The organism is Bradyrhizobium sp. 1200_D9_N1_1, assembly GCF_052075915.1.
GTDB lineage: Bacteria > Pseudomonadota > Alphaproteobacteria > Rhizobiales > Xanthobacteraceae > Bradyrhizobium > Bradyrhizobium diazoefficiens.
The window spans coordinates 5,850,674-5,869,601 of sequence record NZ_CP197226.1; the positions used below are offsets into that span (position 1 = coordinate 5,850,674).

General features: G+C 64.0%; 18 protein-coding genes. 8 read left to right on the plus strand and 10 right to left on the minus strand.

Translation table 11 applies throughout. The features are described 5' to 3' along the window. Positions 1–55 precede the first annotated feature (55 nt). Complete coding sequence (locus AB5K84_RS28430) at positions 56–1,342, plus strand: M20/M25/M40 family metallo-hydrolase (protein ID WP_038966226.1); 1,287 nt, start codon at positions 56–58, stop codon at positions 1,340–1,342. 39 nt (positions 1,343–1,381) lie between these two features. Here AB5K84_RS28430 and AB5K84_RS28435 read toward each other — a convergent pair whose 3' ends face one another. Then, a complete protein-coding gene (locus tag AB5K84_RS28435) occupies positions 1,382–2,818 on the minus strand; it encodes a sensor histidine kinase (protein ID WP_011086529.1) in 1,437 nt (478 codons plus the stop codon). A gap of 1 nt (position 2,819) precedes the next feature. Then, entirely contained in the window at positions 2,820–3,494 is a 675-nt protein-coding gene (locus AB5K84_RS28440; protein ID WP_011086528.1) for a response regulator transcription factor, read from the minus strand. A gap of 380 nt (positions 3,495–3,874) precedes the next feature. On the opposite strand from AB5K84_RS28440, the gene AB5K84_RS28445 reads away from it, so the two are divergent. Next, a complete protein-coding gene (locus AB5K84_RS28445; RefSeq protein ID WP_038966237.1) occupies positions 3,875–4,111 on the plus strand; it encodes a hypothetical protein in 237 nt (78 codons plus the stop codon). A gap of 36 nt (positions 4,112–4,147) precedes the next feature. On the opposite strand, the gene AB5K84_RS28450 is transcribed toward AB5K84_RS28445, so the two are convergent. The 6 genes from AB5K84_RS28450 to AB5K84_RS28475 all read right to left on the minus strand — a co-directional run bounded on the left by AB5K84_RS28450 (position 4,148) and on the right by AB5K84_RS28475 (position 9,796). Then, complete coding sequence (locus AB5K84_RS28450; RefSeq protein ID WP_157839399.1) at positions 4,148–4,294, minus strand: hypothetical protein; 147 nt, start codon at positions 4,292–4,294, stop codon at positions 4,148–4,150. Positions 4,295–4,501: 207 nt separating this feature from the next. Beyond that, a complete protein-coding gene (locus tag AB5K84_RS28455) occupies positions 4,502–5,590 on the minus strand; it encodes a TRAP transporter substrate-binding protein (protein ID WP_028170831.1) in 1,089 nt (362 codons plus the stop codon). Positions 5,591–5,889: 299 nt separating this feature from the next. Then, positions 5,890–6,645: a hypothetical protein gene (locus AB5K84_RS28460; protein WP_236842232.1), complete on the minus strand. Its 756-nt coding sequence runs from the start codon at positions 6,643–6,645 to the stop codon at positions 5,890–5,892. A 226-nt stretch (positions 6,646–6,871) separates the two neighbouring features. Beyond that, complete coding sequence (locus AB5K84_RS28465) at positions 6,872–7,963, minus strand: TRAP transporter substrate-binding protein (protein ID WP_028170829.1); 1,092 nt, start codon at positions 7,961–7,963, stop codon at positions 6,872–6,874. 203 nt (positions 7,964–8,166) lie between these two features. After that, positions 8,167–9,303, minus strand: a complete 1,137-nt coding sequence (locus tag AB5K84_RS28470) for an Mrp/NBP35 family ATP-binding protein (RefSeq protein ID WP_028170828.1) — start codon at positions 9,301–9,303, stop codon at positions 8,167–8,169. Positions 9,304–9,358: 55 nt separating this feature from the next. After that, entirely contained in the window at positions 9,359–9,796 is a 438-nt protein-coding gene (locus AB5K84_RS28475; RefSeq protein WP_011086522.1) for a VOC family protein, read from the minus strand. A gap of 184 nt (positions 9,797–9,980) precedes the next feature. Here AB5K84_RS28475 and AB5K84_RS28480 point away from each other — a divergent pair, with 184 nt between their 5' ends. From AB5K84_RS28480 to AB5K84_RS28505, 6 genes are all read left to right on the plus strand, one after another. Continuing rightward, complete coding sequence (locus AB5K84_RS28480; RefSeq protein ID WP_011086521.1) at positions 9,981–10,853, plus strand: NAD(P)-dependent oxidoreductase; 873 nt, start codon at positions 9,981–9,983, stop codon at positions 10,851–10,853. 22 nt (positions 10,854–10,875) lie between these two features. Further along, the gene (gene nhaD, locus AB5K84_RS28485) at positions 10,876–12,153 is read left to right on the plus strand and encodes a sodium:proton antiporter NhaD (RefSeq protein WP_038966224.1); all 1,278 of its coding nucleotides are present in this window, start codon (positions 10,876–10,878) and stop codon (positions 12,151–12,153) included. Positions 12,154–12,290: 137 nt separating this feature from the next. Next, positions 12,291–13,886 carry a sensor histidine kinase gene (locus tag AB5K84_RS28490; RefSeq protein ID WP_038966223.1) on the plus strand — a complete coding sequence of 532 codons (1,596 nt, stop codon included), beginning with the start codon at positions 12,291–12,293 and terminating at the stop codon, positions 13,884–13,886. A gap of 44 nt (positions 13,887–13,930) precedes the next feature. After that, on the plus strand, positions 13,931–14,134 hold the full coding sequence (locus AB5K84_RS28495) for a DUF1289 domain-containing protein (protein WP_011086518.1): 204 nt from the start codon (positions 13,931–13,933) through the stop codon (positions 14,132–14,134). 28 nt (positions 14,135–14,162) lie between these two features. Beyond that, complete coding sequence (locus AB5K84_RS28500; RefSeq protein WP_011086517.1) at positions 14,163–14,717, plus strand: TIGR02281 family clan AA aspartic protease; 555 nt, start codon at positions 14,163–14,165, stop codon at positions 14,715–14,717. 220 nt (positions 14,718–14,937) lie between these two features. Then, positions 14,938–15,606, plus strand: a complete 669-nt coding sequence (locus AB5K84_RS28505; protein ID WP_038966236.1) for an outer membrane protein — start codon at positions 14,938–14,940, stop codon at positions 15,604–15,606. A gap of 53 nt (positions 15,607–15,659) precedes the next feature. On the opposite strand, the gene dusA is transcribed toward AB5K84_RS28505, so the two are convergent. Further along, the gene (dusA, locus tag AB5K84_RS28510; protein ID WP_011086515.1) at positions 15,660–16,655 is read right to left on the minus strand and encodes a tRNA dihydrouridine(20/20a) synthase DusA; all 996 of its coding nucleotides are present in this window, start codon (positions 16,653–16,655) and stop codon (positions 15,660–15,662) included. A 522-nt stretch (positions 16,656–17,177) separates the two neighbouring features. Then, positions 17,178–18,896 carry a class I poly(R)-hydroxyalkanoic acid synthase gene (gene phaC, locus AB5K84_RS28515; protein WP_011086513.1) on the minus strand — a complete coding sequence of 573 codons (1,719 nt, stop codon included), beginning with the start codon at positions 18,894–18,896 and terminating at the stop codon, positions 17,178–17,180. Between the last annotated feature and the right edge of the window lie 32 nt (positions 18,897–18,928).

The following is an 18,928-nucleotide window of genomic DNA, read 5'->3' on the forward strand; positions in this document are numbered from 1 at the left end:
ACGCGCCGCAAACACGGGCATACCGGGCCATCCTCCAACTGATGGACCGCCGCGCATGTCCCGATCGCACCCTGCTCCGTCGTTCACTCCCTTGATCGCATCGCTCTGGCTGGCATGTGCCGCAACGTTTGCGCATGCGGAACCGATGACCGATGTCCATGCATTGGCGCAAAAGGAGCAGCAGCCGCTGCTCGACACGCTGCGCGATCTCGTCGGCATCGAATCGGGCAGCAAGGACGTCGACGGCCTGGAAAAGATTGCCGAGCGCGTTGCCGGCCAGCTCAAGCAGCTCGGCGGCACAGTGGAGATTTTGCACCCCACCGACATCTATCGCCTCGACGACACGCCCGAGACAATCGGCCCGGCCGTGCACGCCGTGTTCAAGGGCACCGGCAGCAAGAAGATCATGCTGATCGCCCACATGGACACGGTGTACCTGAAGGGCATGCTGAAGGACCAACCGTTCCGCGTCGACGGTGACAAGGCCTACGGCCTCGGCATTGCCGACGACAAGCAGGGCGTCGCGCTCATTCTCCATACCGTGGCGATGCTCCAGAAACTCAACTTCAAGGATTACGGCACGCTCACGGTGCTCACCAATGGGGACGAGGAGATCTCCTCGCCCGGCTGGCGCAGCACCATCGCCAAATTCGCCGCGGATCAGGACGTGGTGTTCTCGTTCGAAGGCGGCGGCACCGACGGCACGCTGCGCCTCGCCACCAGTGGCATCGGCTCGGCCTATCTCACGGTGCAGGGCAAGTCCTCGCACGCGGGCGCGCGGCCCGAGGGCGGCGTCAACGCGCTGTACGAGCTCTCGCACCAGGTGCTGCAGATGAAGGACCTGTCCAAGCCAGAGCAGGGCCTGAAGCTGAACTGGACGGTCTCCAAGGCCGGCACCAACCGCAACGTCATCCCAGCCGACGCCACGGCCCAGGCCGATGCGCGTGCGCTCAAGGTCGCCGATTTCGACGAGTTGCAGAAGGCGCTGCAGGAGAAGATCAAGAATCGCCTGCTGCCCGACTCCAGGGTCGAGCTGAAATTCGAGGTGCGTCGTCCGCCGTTGGAAGCCAACGACGCCTCGCGCCGCGTCGCGGCCTACGGCAAGACGATCTATGGGGAGATCGGACTGTCCCTCAAGGTCGACGAGAAGGCGACCGGCGGCGGCACCGACGCCGCGTTTGCCGCGCTCAAGACCAGCGGAGCCGTGGTGGAAGGCATGGGCCTGTCGGGCTTCGGCGCGCACTCCAACGATGCCGAATATGTGCAGATCAACAGCATCGTGCCGCGGCTTTATCTGGCCACGCGCATGATCATGGACCTGTCCACGGGTAAGCTGAAATAGCGGCCGCCCTAAAGTGGACGCCGATGCAAAGCATCGGCGTTATGAGGACGGCGGCCGAAGGCCGCCTATGCCACCCTCTCCCACATCCGCCTTCGCCAAGGCTTCGGCGGATATGAGGGGAGAGGGGCCGCCTGCCCTCTCCGCCAGCCGAAACCGCAGCGTGAACTCCGCGCCGCCACCGGGAAGGTTCTCCACCGCCACCGTCGCGTCATGGTCCTCCGCCACGCCGCGCACGATCGAGAGCCCCAGACCGGCGCCGTCGCTGCGCTGGCGGTCGGCTCGCCAGAAGCGCTGGAAGATCAGCTCGCGCTCGGCGTCCGCGATGCCGGGACCGCAATCGCGCACGCGCACTACACCGTCGTCACCGACCTCGACATCGACGGACGTATCCTTTGCGGTGAACTTGATGGCGTTTTCGGCGAGGTTGAAGATCGCGCGCTGAAGCATCTCGGAATTGCCGTGGACCATCACCGGCGCGTCGGTGCCCCTGAGTGCGATGTCCTTGTGCTGGGCGAGCGCGAACGGCGCGATCGCGCCGACCACCTCGGTGCAGACGGCGCGCAGGTCGGCGGTCTCGCCGGGATCGAGCACCAGCGTGTCGAGCTCGGCGATCTCCAGCAGCTGGGCGACGATGCGGCTCATGCCCTCGATGTCGGCATGCAGCGCCTGCCTTGCCTCGCGGTCGCCGAGCGTCTCGATCCGCGTGCGCAGGATCGCAAGCGGCGTGCGCAATTGATGCGCGGCATCCGCGGTGAACTGGCGTTGCACGCGAAAGCCGTCCTCGAGGCGATCGAGCGCCTGGTTCACGGCGGTGACGAGCGGCATGATCTCGCGCGGGATCTGCTCCGTCGGCAAGCGGATGTCGGTGCGCGCCGGGCCGATATTGCTGGCCTCCTCCGAGGCCTTCCACAGCGGCGCGACCGCACGGCGGAAGATGATGATGTCGGTCGCGAGCAGGATCAGCAGGATCGGGATGGTGATCCACCCGACCCGCCGGAAGAAGTTCGAGATGATGTCGTCGATGATGACGTCGCGGTGCGAAAGATCCTCGGCGACGCGGATGCGCACCGTCCTGCCCTCGATCACGCGGCTCACGCCGGCACCGGAAATCGTCTCGGACAAGCGCGGCGGGGCGGTATCGCCGGTCTTTCGCCGCGACGAGAACAGCACGCGTCCCTCGGAATCGCGAATGTCGTACTGGTAGCGGCCATAGGCTTCCGAATAGAGGCCCTTCAGACTGTCGGGCAGATTGAAGGTCAACGTGCCGTCCGCCTGCGGGACGATGCGCTCGGCGAGCACCTCGGCCTGGGCGCGCATGGCATCGCGATGCAGCTGGTCGACCTCCGAGTTGAGCAGCCAGAACAGCACCAGCGGCAGGAAGATCGCGACCACCGCGACCGCCACGATGTGGAGGAACACGATGCGCGAGATCAGCGATTTGAACGTCGGCCTGGTGAATGACCGGGCGGCGGACACGCTATTTCTCCTCGGCCATGAGATAGCCGACGCCGCGGATGGTGTGGATCACGACCTTGGCGCCGTGTTCGGTGAGCTGCTTGCGCAGCCGCGAGACGTAGACCTCGACGGCGTTGGAGGCGACCTCGCCTTCGAGGCCGAAGATGTGATCCTCGACGTTCTTCTTCGGCACCACCCGCCCCTGCCGGCGCAGCAGGATCTCGAGCACCGAGGCCTCGCGCGCGGAGATGATCCGCGGCTGGTCGTCGATGAAGATCTGGCGGCTCTCGGTGTCGTAGACGAGGTTGGCCAATCGCAGCGAGCGGCCGAGCAGCTGGCCCGGCCGGCGCAGGATCGCCTCCAGCCGCGCCACCAGTTCCTCCATCGCGAACGGCTTTGCGAGATAGTCGTCGGCGCCGCTGCGCAGGCCGTTGACGCGATCCTGCAAGCCGCCGCGCGCGGTCAGCACCAGCACCGGCAGCGGCTCCATCTGCCGGCGCAGCTCGCGCAGCACCGACAGGCCGTCGCCGTCGGGAAGGCCGAGGTCGAGGATCATCGCGGCATAGCTGACGCTGCCGACCGCCTCGCGCGCCTCGGCCGCGCTGCTCACGATGTCGCTCTCGTAGCCGGCCGCCGACAGCCCGGCGGCCACCAGCCGCGACAGCTCGGCATTGTCTTCGACGATCAGAAGGCGCATCTCAGTCCCGCCGGATGTTCCGGTGTCATCTCACGGCCAAGGTTACGGCCAGGGCCGCATCATCGCTCTCTTCCACCATTCCGGACGCCTCGGCCAGCGAAAAAACACGCGGCGGGCCTTCCTGTCAGGCTCACGTAAGCCGATCAGATGTGTCCTGATAAAGCCGCGATGCCGGCCGGTGGAGCGCAACGAGACGGCATTGCCGCTTACAGGCCTCCGACGGTCATCCACCACACACCGGGTAGGATCGGATTCCAAACCCGAGCCCACCGCCGGTGAGCGCCTGATCCCGATGATATGGATCAGTTACTATCCAGGACTTGTTTGCTAATTTGCCGGATATGGGCAAATTTCTGTTCCAGGACGGAGGGACAAGCTTCATGAGCAGGCCGGTCAAGACTGAAGGCGAACTGATCGCAATGGCGAGGGCCGAGTTGAAGGTCCACGCCGACTGCCCCGATGGAATGGCGATTTCCATCGTTCGCGATGGCACCTCCTGGGAGTTTCGCGCCGACGCGGATCAGGCCACGTCCGATCGACCCGGCTACCCCGAATGTGTCGCCATGCTGGTCCAGATCGGCGATCACCTCAGCAAGCAGTATGACATCGGGGATTAGACCGACCTCGACGCTTCGAACATGCGCGTAGCGACTTCAGAACGCGCGCTCGATCACCAGCGTCAGACCAGCTGCGAATCCCATCACGACAAGCAGCGGAACTGCCGTTTCAAAGAACGGCAGCGCCATCCATCGGTGCGACTGCCCGTGGCTGATCCTGACCTGGCTCTCAAAACGCGGCACGGACCCCGGCTCCGCGACCATCGCCTGCTTCAGCTGATTTGTCCCGACGCATCAGGCTGTTGGCAGCATCCACGGAGCCTCTTGCCATGTCCCCTCGTCTATTGAGCATGGGCCGTCTTTCATGTTTTGAGTCTGTCACCTCCAGAGCTGCGACCGCAACGCCCCGCAGCCTTCGCTCCGGGGCGCTGCATGCGACAGAAGTCGCGATCAGCTCTGCGACCGCCGCGCCATGAAGATGTCGTAGCCGACTTCCGCGACCTGGAACCAGGCGTAGCCATCGCCGGTGAACTTGGCGAGAGAGTCGTGGACCTTCTTGAAGTTGGCGTTGGTCGCACCGACTTCGGCGTGCAGCTCCTTGGCGGCCTTGTAGCAGGCCTCCATGATCGGCGGCGAGAAGGCGTGCAGCTTGGCGCCGTTGGCGAGCAGCTTCTTCAATGCGAGCGGATTGGCTGTGTCGTAGCGTGCCATCATGTAATTGTTGGCGTAATGGCCGGCCTGCTCTAGCACGCTTTGATAGTACTTCGGCAGCGCATTCCACTTGTCGAGATTGACGAAGGCCAGCAGCATCGGCCCGCCCTCCCACCAGCCGGGATAGTAGTAGTGCGGCGCGATCTTGTAGAAGCCCAGCTTCTCGTCGTCATAGGGACCGACCCATTCGGCGGCGTCGATGGTGCCCTTCTCCAGCGCCGGATAGATGTCGCCGCCGGCGAGCTGCTGCGGCACCACGCCGAGCTTCTGGAGCACGCGGCCGGCAAAGCCGCCGATGCGGAATTTCATGCCCTTGAGATCCTCGGGCGTGTTGACCTCTTTCCTGAACCAGCCGCCCATCTGGCAGCCGGTGTTGCCCGCAAGCAGCGAGACGACGTTGTAGCTCTTGTAGAACTCGTTGAGGACCTCCCGTCCCCCGCCCTGCATGTACCAGGCTTGGTTGATGCGCATGTTGGGCCCGAACGGCACCGCCGAGCCGAAGGTGAAGGTCGGGTCCTTGCCGAAATAATAGTACGAGGCGGTGTGGCCAATCTCGCAGGTGGCGTTCTGCACGGCGTCGAGTACCTGGAGGCCCGGCACGATCTCGCCGGCCGCGAAGATCTGGATCTGGAATTTGTTGTCGGTGGCTTCCGCAACCATCTTGCACATCATCTCGGCGCCGCCAAAGAGCGTGTCGAGCGATTTCGGCCAGCTCGTCGGCATGCGCCATTTGATTTCCGGCATCGACTGCGCGATCGCGGGAGCGGCGAGCGTGGCGGCGCCGGCCGCACCAAGTCCTGTGACCTTGATGAAGTCTCTTCTCTTCATGATTTCCTGCCCTGATGGATATGATTGTGAAGCCTTCTTGCCGAGGCTTGGGGCCAGCATGACGCAAGGCCCAACGGAATTCCATCGTCATCGCACTGCGGCAGAGAAAAAGCCTGGCCTCCTCCGGAGGCGCGAGTCTTGCGGCGTGCGACTTAAGGCGTAGCGCTTGGATCATCAGCCGCGGGTGCGCGAGCGGATCAGGGAAATGTCGGGGGCGGGGCAGTCCATTCACAATCGCAGAGTTCGTCGCGCGTGATTCGAGGCTCCGGTTTCGGAGCTTGAAGCACGTCGCGGGCGCGTCAGCAGATTTTCTGGAAGCGCGGCCGCCAGCGCGGCAGCGCGACCGGCGGCAGCACGTAACTCTTGCCCTCGGCCGAGATCGTCAGCGGCTGCCCGGAGTCCAGAAGATCGAAGACGCGATTTTCCAGCGCGCGCCATTTATCTTCGGCAAGCCCGGGATAGCCGAGGTCCGGCTGGTTGAACATTGTTGTGTTCGGCGGGAACGACTCGGGACCGGCGTAGGTGAAGCCGGCGAAATCCATCTGCGTCTTGCCGTTGGCGATCGTGATCGAGGCCTTGGTGTGGTCCTGTTTCGGCGCTTCCCCCGGATAGACCGCATCCATCTCGAAATGGGCGCCGCAGCCGATGCGAAATACTGTCTTGCCCCTGGTGTCGTAATAGCCGAGGTACGGCCGATCCTGGCGATCGATCTCGAATTTCCAGGCACCCTTCCAAATATCTTTCGACATACCGCCGGCCGCCGATGCCGCGGACCACCCGAGCCACGTTACAGCGACAACGATTCCAAGCAGCCTTGCATGCGTCATCATGGCAAGCCCCCAACGCGATCCGCGATCGTCACTCCAGGGATCATCGGACAAATTTCGGATTCTGCGATGATCGCTTTCTGGCACTGTTTTGCCCGACGAATCAAGCGGCTTCGCAGAGCGCAGCCAGTGCCGCGAATGCAATGCGGCGGGGCCAAGCTGCGCTCGCAATGACGGGGGGGCCGATGCGCGCCAAATGACGATGTCGTTCCGGTCGCCGTCGGGCAAATCGCCCCGTCGGCACCGGCTGCGCCATGATTGCTCTGTCCCGCCGATTTGCCCCGCCCCGTCAAACTGTTGGCAGCATCCACCGAGCAAGGCGCCCCGGCCCCACTTCTACTGTGCATGGGGTTGTTTTGGAGATTTTTTGTTTCTGACCCTGGATGCACCAGCAAAGAAAAAGCCCGGCCTCGTCGGGAGGCCGGGCTTTCCGATCTTGCGACTTCTTCGAAGATCAGCCGCGGGTGCGCGAGCGGATCATGAAGCTGTCGTAGGTGTACTCGGCAACCTGCCACCACAGATATTCATCGGAGCGGTAGGCCTGCATGGCGTCGATCGACTTCTTGAAGTCGGCGTTTTTGGCCGAGATCTCGCCCCACAGCTCGTTGGTCGCCTTGAGGCAGGCTTCGAGCACCTCGTTGGTGAAGGGACGAAGCTGCGTGCCGCCGGCAACCAGACGCTTCAGCGCCGACGGGTTCTGCATGTCGTAACGCGCGGCCATCCAGCTGTTGGCATTGGCCATCGCGTTGGTGAGGATCGCCTGGTAGTTCTTCGGCAGCGAATTCCACTTGTCCAGGTTGGTGAAGGCATGGACGGTCGGGCCGCCTTCCCAGAAGCCGGGATAGTAGTAGTACTTGGCGACCTTGGCGAAGCCGAGCTTCTCGTCATCATAAGGGCCGACCCATTCGGCGGCGTCGATGGTGCCCTTCTCCAGCGCCGGATAGATGTCGCCGCCGGCGAGCTGCTGCGGCACGACGCCGACTTTCTGAAGCACCTGGCCGGCGATGCCGCCGATGCGGAATTTCAAGCCGGAGAGATCGGCAACCGTCTTGATCTCCTTGCGGAACCAGCCGCCCATCTGGGTGCCGGTGTTGCCGCAGGGGTGGCCAATCACGTTCGACTTCTTGAAGAACTCGTTGGCGAGCTCGTTGCCGCCGCCCTGGTACAGCCACGAATTCTGCTGGCGCGCGTTGAGGCCGAAGGGCACCGAGGCGAAGATCGCGAAGGTCGGATCCTTGCCGACATAGTAGTACGACACGGTGTGGCACATCTCGACCGTGCCGTTCGAGGTCGCATCGAGCGCCTGGAGGCCGGGGACGATTTCGCCGGCCGCGAACACCTGGATCTGGAATTTGTTGTCGGTCATTTCGGCGACGTACTTCGCCACCTGCTCGGCACCGCCATAGATCGTATCGAGCGACTTCGGGAAGCTCGAGGTCAGGCGCCACTTGATCTCGGGCGATGATTGAGCGATCGCCGGCGAGGCCACCGCGGCTGTCGCCGCCGCGCCTGCTGCCGACACTTTCAGGAAATCACGACGCTTCATTTTCAGGTCTCTCCTTGCTGGGGCGTTCCCCCGAACTTCCTCTTTGCCGCCGCTCATTCCGGCGACGCGCTTGGGCCGCGTCGAACCGATGGGGCTTGACTGCCGTGGGCGTTTAACACGGAAGCCCCGCCTGCGGAACGCGACATTGGCATGACGGGGCTCTACGAAAGTCGCATGTCCCCAATGGATTGGCGTCGTCCCGCTCAGGCCGCCGCGATAGCGCCCTTGAGCTGGTCCCGAACCTGGCCCGCAATGGCGCGGTAGATCGCCGCATGGGGGCCGTCCGGCTCGCTGTCGACGACGGGATTGCCGGCGTCCGAGGTAGCGCGAATCGCCATGTGCAGCGGGATCTCGCCCAGGAACGGGACTCCGAGCTTCTCGGCCTCGTGGCGCGCTCCGCCATGGCCGAAGATGTCGGATTTCGTGCCGCAATGCGGGCACTGGAAGTAGCTCATGTTCTCGACGATGCCGAGCACGGGCACGTTGACCTTGCGGAACATCGCAAGCCCCCGCCGCGCGTCGATCAGCGACAGGTCCTGCGGGGTCGAGACGATCACGGCGCCCTTCAGCGGCACGTTCTGCGCCAGCGTCAGCTGGGCATCGCCGGTGCCCGGCGGCATGTCGACGACGAGCACGTCGAGGCTACCCCATGCGACGTCGCGCAGCATCTGCGTGACCGCCGACATCACCATCGGACCGCGCCAGATCATCGCGGTCTCTTCCTCCACCAGGAAGCCAATCGACATGATCGCGAGGCCGAAGCGCCGGAGCGGAATCATCTTGCGCTCGCCATCCAGCTCCGGCTTGTCGCGCAGGCCCGTCAGCCGCGGCACCGAGGGGCCGTAGATGTCGGCATCCAGAAGCCCGACCTTGAGGCCGAGATCCCGCAGGCCCAGCGCCAGATTGAGCGCGGTGGTGGACTTGCCGACGCCGCCCTTGCCCGAGGCGACCGCGATCACGGCGGCGACGCCCGGAATCTCCGATTGCCGCGCCATCGGCGACCCACCGCCCTGCGGCGGCTTGTGGGCATGGACCGGCTGCACGCCCGGCGTGCCACGGCTTGGCGTGGGCGGCGGCGGAGGTGCAGAGCCCGGCTTGCGCTCAGCGGTCAGCGCCACCATCACGGTGGTGGCGCCGGGAATGGCGCGCACGGCGGCCTCGGCCTCGGCCCGGACGGCCTCCCAGGCCCGCGCCTCCGCGGCATCGACATTGATCGAGAAGAACACCTTGCCGTCAGAGGCGCTGATCGCGCTCAGCACATTCGCATTGGGAAGCGCGACCCCGCGCGGCGATTTGATCCGGGCGAGGCTGTCGAGAACCTGTTGCTGCGTCACGCTCAAAGCGCATCTCCTTGAGTCCAGGATGTGCCCCATTAGAGCGGAAACGCCCAAAAGGCTACTGCCTGCCGATATCGTCAGCCATCTCGGCGGGCGCCGCCCCCTGCTCCAGGGCTGCCTCGTAATTCAGCTCGATCATCACCCCGTTGGGGTCGTGCACGAAGATCTGCCAGAGGTCGCCGCCGGGCACCTGGCGGGAGTCGAATTTCATCCCTTTGGACGTCAGCCGCTGCTTCATGCCGTCAAAACCGCGGCTGACGAAGGCGACGTGGTGGACAACGCCGGAATCAGGCTTTTGTGGCTCCGAGGTCGGAGAAATATCGACGAGGTGCACCACCGGCTTGCCCTCGCTGTACATCCAGGCACCCGGGAAGGCGAAATTCGGCCGGGCGCCTTTTTCCAGGCCCAGCACATCCTCGTAGAAGCGCACCGTCTCGGCCAGATTACGGGTCCGGATGTTGAAATGATCGAGGACGCCAACGCTCACGCCGCCCATGCTTTCGCTCCCTTTTTTTGAAGTCCTTTAGTCCCGCCATCCTAGCACAGGGGGCCGCCAAACGAAGCCGTTGCCCTCCGCCCTCAAGGGTTTATGGTGCGCCCCGATCCGCCCTCACGGCGGAACCCGGCGCGCCCCGCCCGGCAAGAACCGTAAAACCCAAACTACGGACAAGGTACCACACATGGCTAAAGTCGCTTTCCTCGGTCTCGGCGTGATGGGCTTCCCCATGGCCGGACACCTCGTGAAAAAAGGGGGCCATGAGGTCACCGTCTACAACCGCACCGCGGCCAAGGCGAAGGAATGGGCGGACAAGTTCGGCGGCAAGACCGCGGCGACCCCGAAGGCCGCCGCCGAGGGCCAGGATTTCGTGATGTGCTGCGTCGGCAACGACAATGACCTGCGCGCGGTGACGATCGGCCCCGACGGTGCCTTCGCCGGCATGAAGAAGGGTGCGACTTTCGTCGACCACACCACCGCCTCCGCCGAAGTCGCGCGCGAGCTCGACGCGGCCGCCACCAAGGCCGGCTTCAAGTTCATCGACGCCCCGGTCTCCGGCGGCCAGGCCGGTGCCGAGAACGGCGTGCTGACGGTGATGTGCGGCGGCGCCGAGGATGCCTATGCCGGCGCTGAGCCGGTGATCACCGGCGCCTATGCGCGGATGTGCAAACTGCTCGGGCCCGCCGGCTCTGGCCAGCTGACCAAGATGGTCAACCAGATCTGCATCGCCGGCCTCGTGCAGGGCCTCTCCGAGGGTATTCACTTCGCCAAGAAGAGTGGCCTCGACGTCGCCGCGGTAATCGAGACCATCTCCAAGGGGGCGGCGCAGTCGTGGCAGATGGAGAACCGCTACAAGACCATGAACGAGGGCAAGTACGATTTCGGCTTCGCGGTCGAATGGATGCGCAAGGACCTGTCGATCTCGCTGGCCGAAGCCCGCCGCAACGGCGCCACCCTGCCGGTGACAGCGCTGGTCGACCAGTTCTACGCCGAAGTCGAGAAGATGGGCGGCAAGCGTTGGGATACGTCCAGCCTGCTCGCGCGCCTCAACCGCTGACACCTGACCATCTGAAACGACCTTGCTGATCGCGATCGCCGCCATCTTCGTCCTGGCCTATGCGGCGATCGCGCTCGAGCACCCGCTTCGCGTCAACAAGAGCGCTTCCGCGCTGCTCGGTGCGGGCCTGCTCTGGAGTGTCTACGCGATCGCGACGGGCGACCACGCGCTGGTCGGCCGCCAGCTCGACGAGTCCGTCGGCTCCACCGCGCAGATCGTTTTCTTCCTGATCGGCGCCATGACCATCGTCGAGGTGATCGACGCCCATGATGGTTTCGAGGTCATCACCTCGCTGATCCGCACCACCAGCCAGGTGGTGCTGATCTGGCTGATCGGCTTCGTGACGTTCTTCCTGAGCGCGACCCTGGACAATCTGACGACCACCATCGTCATGATCTCGCTGATCCAGAAGCTGATCGCCCGTCGCGACGACCGCCTGCTGTTCGCCTCCCTCATCGTCATTGCCGCCAATGCCGGCGGCGCCTGGACCGTGATCGGCGACGTCACCACGACCATGCTCTGGATCGGCGGGCAGATCTCGCCGCTGAAGATCATGAGCGCGGTGTTCCTGCCCTCGCTCCTCAATCTGCTCGTGCCGCTCGCCTTCATCAGCTTCTCGCTCAAGGGCAAGACCATCGCGCCGCCGTCGAAGGACACCGGGCTGCTGGCTGTCGACCGGTTCGAGCGCAACCTGATGTTCTATCTCGGGCTCGGCACCCTGATCGCGGTGCCAGTGTTCAAGGCGGTGACGCATCTGGCGCCCTTCATGGGCATCCTGTTCGGGCTCGGCGTGCTCTGGCTGGTCGGCGAGATCGTGCACCGGCACAAGGACGAGCATGTGCGCCAGCCCCTCACGCTGGTGCATGCGCTGGGACGGATCGACATGACCTCTATCGTGTTCTTCGTCGGCATCCTGCTCGCGGTCGCCTGCCTCGACCATGCCGGCCTGCTCTCGATGCTGGCCAAATGGCTCGACGCCACGCTCGGCCGACAGGACGTCATCGTCGTCGTGCTCGGCCTGCTCAGCGCCATCATCGACAACGTGCCGCTGGTCGCCGCGACCATGGGCATGTACGACCTCGCGCATTATCCGCCGGACAGCTTCATCTGGGAGTTCATCGCCTATTGCGCCGGCACCGGCGGCTCGATCCTGATCATCGGCTCGGCCGCGGGCGTTGCCGCGATGGGGCTCGAGCGGATCGAGTTCCTCTGGTACGCCCGCCGCATCGCCGGCCCCGCGCTCGCCGGCTATCTTGCGGGTGCGGTGGTGTACATCGCGCAGCACGCGGCGCTGCATTGAGCGGTTCGGACCGGCTCCAGATTAACGCCCGGTTAACGTAATTCTTTAGCTCCTTAAGTCAGCTCTTAAGGATTTCTTGCCAGAGATAGACAATGCAGAAGGCCCGCGTCCGGCGTGGGCAGGAATCGTGTTGCTTGATGAGTAACCCCGCTGAAAAGCCTGAGGTTGTGCAGCTTCCGGCCGAGCCGGTAAGCGCTCCATCGGCGAGCAGCCGAAGGGCTGCGGCGCAGCGGGTGCGCGAGGCGCGCGATAAGTTAACGTCGACCAGTGGAACCCGGCCGGCGTTCGACGCCGAGATGCTGCGCCAATATGCCCAGACGCGGCTGTCGGCCTCCTATGTCGTGATGCTGCTGGTGGTTGCGACCGGCGTGCTGTTCGGACTGTGGATGCAGCCGATCCCGGCCGCGGCCTGGACCGCCGGCATGCTCTGCATCCACGGCGCGATGATCCGCAGCTGCCGCCGGTTCCTGACCGAGCCCGCCTCGCCCGCCGCGACGCGCGCGTGGCGAACACGCTTCGTCGTGCTCGACCTGCTCTACGGCCTGTGCTGGATGGCGATCCTGATCCATCCCGTGCTCGACATGGTCACGGAAACGCTGATGATGTTCCTGATGCTGCTGGTGATCGCAGTATCGAGCATGCTCGCCGCCAATCTACCGATCGCCGCCCTTGCCGCCACCGCACCGGTCGCAGTCGCCATGGCGCTGAGCTTTGCGGTGACCGGCTCGCTGGACAATTACATCCTGGCCGCACTCGCGCTCGCCGCCGAAGGCTATTTCGTGCTGCTGGCGCATCGCCTGCATTCCTCGACCTTCGCCACGCTCGAGGCGCGCGCCGAGAAGGACGCGCTGATCGGCGAACTCGAGCAGGCCAAGGCGATCTCGGACGAAGCGCGCCACCGCGCCGAATCCGCCAATGTCGCCAAGTCGCGCTTCCTCGCGCAGATGAGCCACGAGCTGCGCACGCCGCTGAACGCGATCCTCGGCTTCTCCGAGGTGATGAAGAGCGAGATTTTTGGCGCGCATGCCGTGCCGGTCTACAAGGAGTACTCGGCGGACATCCACAACTCCGGCGTGCACCTGCTCAACCTCATCAACGAGATTCTCGATCTGTCGCGGATCGAGGCCGGCCGTTACGAGCTGAACGAGGAAGCCGTGTCGCTGGTCGGCATCGTCGCCGACTGCCACCATCTGATGAAGCTGCGCGCTTCCAGCCGCGGCATCACCATCCACGAGGTATTCGAGCAGGCCATGCCGCGGCTCTGGGCCGACGAGCGCGCGATCCGCCAGGTCGTGCTCAACCTGCTCTCCAACTCGATCAAGTTCACGCCGCAGGGCGGCGAGATCTGGCTCAAGGCCGGCTGGACGGCTTCGGGCGGACAATATCTCTCGGTAAGGGATACCGGCTCCGGCATCCCCGAGGACGAGATTCCGGTCGTGCTCGCTTCCTTCGGCCAGGGCTCCAACTCGATCAAGTCGGCCGAACAGGGCGCAGGCCTCGGCCTGCCGATCGCAAAGAACCTGATCGACCTGCATGGCGGCACGTTCACGCTGAAATCGAAGCTGCGTATCGGCACCGAGGTGATCGTCACCTTCCCGCCGGAGCGCGTGATGAGCGCGCTGGCGCCGCTGTCAGATGATTCTCCGCCGCTCCAGCCAGAGGGCTCCCTCGCGCCTGACGAGAAGCGCCGGCCGCGCCACAAGCCGATCATGAGCGCAGGCACGGGCTCTTAACGATATGCTTGCAGAAATGCCCGACGATCCCTCACTATGCCGAAATGAGCAAAGAAACGCCGTGCGTCGCCGTCTGCATGATCGATCCCAAGACCAAGCTGTGCTTCGGCTGCGGCCGCACCTTGCCGGAGATCGCGCGCTGGCACGCCATGGAAAGCGCGGAACGGCTCTCGGTCATGGCGCTGCTGCCGGCACGCATGGCGGAAGCTGGACTTGCGCCGATCGCGGGATCGCGGAAACACGCCTGACCGGCCGGCGCGCATATGGAGGTGCGCAATGATCCGCTTCCTGCTCGTTCTCGTCATGCTTGCCGGCACCGCCGGTGCCGTCGTCGCCTATGGCGATCCCGATCAGATCGCGCGCGCGAGCAACAAGGTCTCGCACATCTTCCGCACCCAGACCGTCACACCGGCACCCGCCGTGCAGATCCAGCGCGGCCAGGGCGGTGAATTCGCGCTGCGCGCGAAGATCAACGGCGTCGCCGCACCGATGGTGATCGACACCGGTGCGACCTCCGTGGTGCTGACCTGGGAAACCGCAAAGGCGATCGGGCTGCCGCTCGAGATGCTCGAATATGACGTCGATCTCGAAACCGCGGGCGGCCACACCAAGGCGGCCCGGCTCACGCTCGACCGTCTTGCCGTCGGCCACCTCGTTGAGAAATCGGTGCCGGCCCTCGTCGTGCAGCGCGGGCAGATGAAGACCAATCTGCTCGGCATGAGCTTCCTCGACCGCCTGGAGAGCTGGGGCGTGCGCGCCGACAAGCTGATGCTCACCGGTTATCCGGAGCTCCAGAGCAGCCCCCGCCGCGCGCGGATGGCGGTCGACTAGACCGCCCACGCGAGCCGCCGCTCGCCAGCCAACAGGCTCGATCGCGCGGGCTGTGACCCATCCAGACCACGACTTCAGTTGGCGCGCCGCGAAAGCGCCGCGGTGTGGCATTTGCGCTATTTACAAACCGACCAGTCGGTTTATAACAATCGCAGTCCCGGATCGGGGTTGGACAGGCGCTGCTCCCGAAGGGACGCGGCCAAGCGGGAGATTGTGAATGATGACTGCAAGAGCCGCGGTACGCCGCACGATGTGCGCCCTGCCCTTTGCGGCTGTGTTCGCCGCAGGCAGCGCCTGCGCTGCCGACCTGTCGCCGCGCTATGCAGCGCCCGCCTCCGCCTATACGGCACCGCAGCCGGTGTATTCGTGGACGGGTCTCTATGCGGGCTTCAACGCCGGCTATGCCGAGAGCGGCGACGACGCCTTCAACAATCTCGCTGGCGCGACTGGCGGCAAGGTCAAGGGCGCCGTCGGCGGCGTGCAGATCGGCTACAACTACCAGCTCTCGCCGATGTTCGTGGTCGGCATCGAGAACGACTTCGAAGGCGGAGACATCAAGAACCACGACGCGCTCAACAGCGCCGCGGTCAGCCTGCCCTGGTACATGACCGGCCGCGCCCGCGCCGGCATCGCGACGATGGATTCACGCCTGCTGTTCTTCGGGACCGCCGGCCTTGCCGCCGGCGAATTCAAGGACGGTCCGATCAACAAGATGAAGATGGGCTGGACAGCGGGTGGCGGCGTCGAATGGGCGTTCCTGCCGAAATGGTCGGCCAAGGCCGAATATCTCTACACCGAGTTCAAGCACGACGACCTGCCGGACTGGAACGCCGCGAAATTCCACACCTTCCGCGTCGGCGTGAATTATCACTTCGACCTGTTCCGTTGAGGCCGATCGACGAAGAGCCGGATGTTGCGATCCGGCTCTTCACGTCGCGGCAGTCAGGCGGCCGCCTCCGCCGGCGCACGCACACCGACGCGCGCGATCGCATCGCGCAGCACGTCGAGACCGGCGCCCGGCTTTACCCCCTGCTCGGCAAGATGGCGGCGGAAGGCCCGCGCGCCGGGCACGGCGTGGAATGCACCGACGAAATGCCGTGTGATGGCGTGCAGCCGCGTACCGCGCGCGAGCTGCGCCTCGATATAAGGCATCATCGCTTCGAGCGCGTCCTGCATGGTCGCATGCGGCGCCGTCTCGCCGAAGATATCGGAATCGACGGAGAGCAGCCGCCATGGCTCCTGATAGGCGGCGCGGCCGAGCATCACGCCATCGACGTGTTCAAGATGCGCCTTCGCCTCGTCGATGCCTGGGATGCCGCCATTGATGATGACGGGCACATCAGGCATCGCGCGCTTGAGCCGATAGACGCGCTCGTAGTCGAGCGGCGGAATATCGCGGTTCTCCTTCGGTGACAGGCCGTTGAGCCAGGCTTTCCTGGCATGCACGATCAGCGCATCGCAGCCCGCTGCGACCACCGCGCGCGCAAGCGTATCGAGCGCCACCTCCGGATCCTGGTCATCGATTCCGATGCGGCACTTCACCGTGACGGGCACGGCAACTGCGCGCTTCATCGCATCGACGCACCTCGCCACCAGCTCCGGCTCCGCCATGAGACAGGCGCCAAAGCGGCCATCCTTCACGCGATCGGACGGACAGCCGACATTGAGATTGATCTCGTCATAGCCAAACGCCTCGCCGATGCGCGCGGCCTGCGCGAGCTCGCTCGGATCCGAGCCGCCAAGCTGAAGCGCCACCGGGTTTTCGCACGCATCGAACCCGAGCAGCCGCTCCCGGTCGCCATGGATGATGGCGCCGGTGGTCAGCATCTCCGTATAGAGCAGCGCACGCCGCGTGAGCTGACGGTGGAACACCCGGCAATGCCGGTCGGTCCAATCCATCATGGGCGCCACGGCAAATTTGCGCCCTAAGCTGTTCATCTTATTGAGGTATTTCAACTCCGATCAGTCCTTTATGTGATTAGACCGACTGAGAATTCTCGTTTGACGAGGGCTTCCGTAGCCTGGCTCTTCTAGGACGATATTTGCATGAATTGGAAGCGGAAATCGCTTCTTCGGATTCTCAGTGCACACGTCAGGCGGAGGTCAAGTCGTGCATGTGCAGGCAAAGCTTCTTTGGACATCGAGGTTGTAGCTGCCTGAGTCATACTCACTTCGCGGTGTGAGTATAATTTCTGCTCACGAATTTCCCTCTTCAATCGAGACCTTCGCAGCCCAGCTCGCGCAGAGAAGAATCCCTGCGCGCCCGCCACAATGTTCGAGATCTGCTTCCGCTCCGCTCGGACTTTTCTGTGGCAGCTTTTAGTAACCTATCGACATCGTCAAACGGTACAAAGAGCAACCCATAGTCATTTCTGATGATGAGATCGCCTCGCTCAGCGACCGCTTTGAACGGCTAACGCTCCCGCTACCTTCCAATCGTTCCATGACCGTTCAACGATGTCAGTTCGCCTTCGCTTTCACATATCGGCCCGGTGCCGCTTCCCCCGGCGGATAGAGGTTGCTGCCGAGTTGCGTCCGGGCGGGCACCCGGTCTTCAGCCCACGGCTTGAGCCACGCGATCCAATCGTTCCACCAACTGCCCGGCCTTTCGTCGGCGCTCGCAAGCCACGCGGCGGGATCGTCGCATCGCTGGTCCGACAGCCAATAGCTTCGCTTGTTCTTGGAGGCGGGATTGATCACGCCGGCAATGTGCCCACTGGCGCCGAGCACAAAGCGGGTGTTGCCACTGAACAGGCCGGTGGTGCGATAGGCCGATCGCCACGGCACGATATGATCTTCGGCGGTCGCCAGCACGTAAGCAGGCAGATCGACCCGGGCCAGATCGACAGGAGTGCCGCACATTGTCAACCGGTTCGGCTCCCGAAGATTGTTCTCCAGGTACATGTTCCTGATGTAGAAGCAATACATCGGTCCGGGAAGGTTGGTGACATCCGCGTTCCAGAACAGCAGATCGAAACGCTCCGGCGACTTTCCCTTCAGATAGTTGTTGATCACGTTCGGCCAGATCAGCTCCTTCGACCGCAGCGTCTGAAAGACGAAGCCGAGCTCGGCGCCGCGGTAGATGCCTTCCCTCCCGATCGTCTGCTCGCGCTGCCGCACCCCTTCCTCGTCTACGAATACGCCAAGATCGCCCGGTTCCCGGAAGTCGAGCATGGTCGTCAGCAACGTCACACTGGCAACCGATTCATCGCCGCGCGTTCGCAGAATGGCGAGTGCGGATGACAAGATCGTTCCGCCGACACACCAACCCAGGACGTTGATCTTGTCTACACCCGAAATCGATCGGGCGATGTCGATGGCGCGTATGGCGCCATCCTCAACGTAGTCGTCCCATCGAATGTGGCCACAGGAGGCATCCGGGTTGCGCCATGAAACCACGAAGACCGTGAAGCCGTTCTCGACCGCGAATCGAACGAACGAATTGGCCGGCTGGAGGTCGAGAATGTAGAACTTGTTGATGCAGGGCGGCACGATCAGCAGAGGCCGGGCGGCCACCTGCTCCGTCGCAGGCGCGTATTGAATGAGCTGAAACAGCTCGTTTTCGAACACAACCGCGCCCCTGGATGCGGCGACATCCTTTCCGACCTCGAAAGCCTCCTCATCCGTGATCGTCAGGCTACCCCTGCCCAGATCGCTCATCAGGTTCTCCAGGCCCGCCTTGAGGCTTTGACCTTCGCTGTCCGTCGCGAGCTTGATGACATCCGGATTGGTGGCCAGGAAATTGGTCGGGCTCATCGCCTCGATGAGCTGGCGCGTGAAGAAGCGCAGTCGATGCTTTTCCTTCTCGTCGAGATCGAGCGCCTCGACGAAGTCGACGCAGTAGCGCGAGTTCAGCAAATAGCATTGCTTCAACAGACTATAGGCCGCATCGTCCCGCCATTCCGTGGCGTTGAACCGGCGATCGCCGCGTGCAGGCTCAATGCCTCCTTCGCCTTGCACGCCGGCGGCCGATTTGATGACGTGCTCGGTGAGCTGGTATAGCCGCTTCATGTGCTCGGCCTGCAATTCGGCGAGACGCCCCGATAAATTCAGGGCTGAGCCGAGGTTCGCCCCGTCGCGATCGCTGTTCGGTGCCCACCCAAGCGATCGCCACAGACTTTCCCCCGCCTTCAAAAAGCCCTCGACAAATTCATCAGGCACGTTGAATGGCCGATTCATGGCGTTCCTCAAGATCTGATTGGTTCGTTGCC

What these genes read in the sequence shown, in the direction of transcription:
- AB5K84_RS28495 (WP_011086518.1), top strand. Translation starts at nt 13,931, where the DNA reads ATGAGCAAAGAAACGCCGTGCGTCGCCGTCTGCATGATCGATCCCAAG.
- AB5K84_RS28500 (WP_011086517.1), top strand. Translation starts at nt 14,163, where the DNA reads ATGATCCGCTTCCTGCTCGTTCTCGTCATGCTTGCCGGCACCGCCGGT.
- phaC (WP_011086513.1), bottom strand. Translation starts at nt 18,896, where the DNA reads ATGAATCGGCCATTCAACGTGCCTGATGAATTTGTCGAGGGCTTTTTG.
- AB5K84_RS28480 (WP_011086521.1), top strand. Translation starts at nt 9,981, where the DNA reads ATGGCTAAAGTCGCTTTCCTCGGTCTCGGCGTGATGGGCTTCCCCATG.
- dusA (WP_011086515.1), bottom strand. Translation starts at nt 16,655, where the DNA reads ATGAACAGCTTAGGGCGCAAATTTGCCGTGGCGCCCATGATGGATTGG.
- AB5K84_RS28455 (WP_028170831.1), bottom strand. Translation starts at nt 5,590, where the DNA reads ATGAAGAGAAGAGACTTCATCAAGGTCACAGGACTTGGTGCGGCCGGC.
- AB5K84_RS28465 (WP_028170829.1), bottom strand. Translation starts at nt 7,963, where the DNA reads ATGAAGCGTCGTGATTTCCTGAAAGTGTCGGCAGCAGGCGCGGCGGCG.
- AB5K84_RS28430 (WP_038966226.1), top strand. Translation starts at nt 56, where the DNA reads ATGTCCCGATCGCACCCTGCTCCGTCGTTCACTCCCTTGATCGCATCG.
- AB5K84_RS28475 (WP_011086522.1), bottom strand. Translation starts at nt 9,796, where the DNA reads ATGGGCGGCGTGAGCGTTGGCGTCCTCGATCATTTCAACATCCGGACC.
- AB5K84_RS28505 (WP_038966236.1), top strand. Translation starts at nt 14,938, where the DNA reads ATGACTGCAAGAGCCGCGGTACGCCGCACGATGTGCGCCCTGCCCTTT.
- AB5K84_RS28445 (WP_038966237.1), top strand. Translation starts at nt 3,875, where the DNA reads ATGAGCAGGCCGGTCAAGACTGAAGGCGAACTGATCGCAATGGCGAGG.
- AB5K84_RS28490 (WP_038966223.1), top strand. Translation starts at nt 12,291, where the DNA reads ATGAGTAACCCCGCTGAAAAGCCTGAGGTTGTGCAGCTTCCGGCCGAG.
- AB5K84_RS28440 (WP_011086528.1), bottom strand. Translation starts at nt 3,494, where the DNA reads ATGCGCCTTCTGATCGTCGAAGACAATGCCGAGCTGTCGCGGCTGGTG.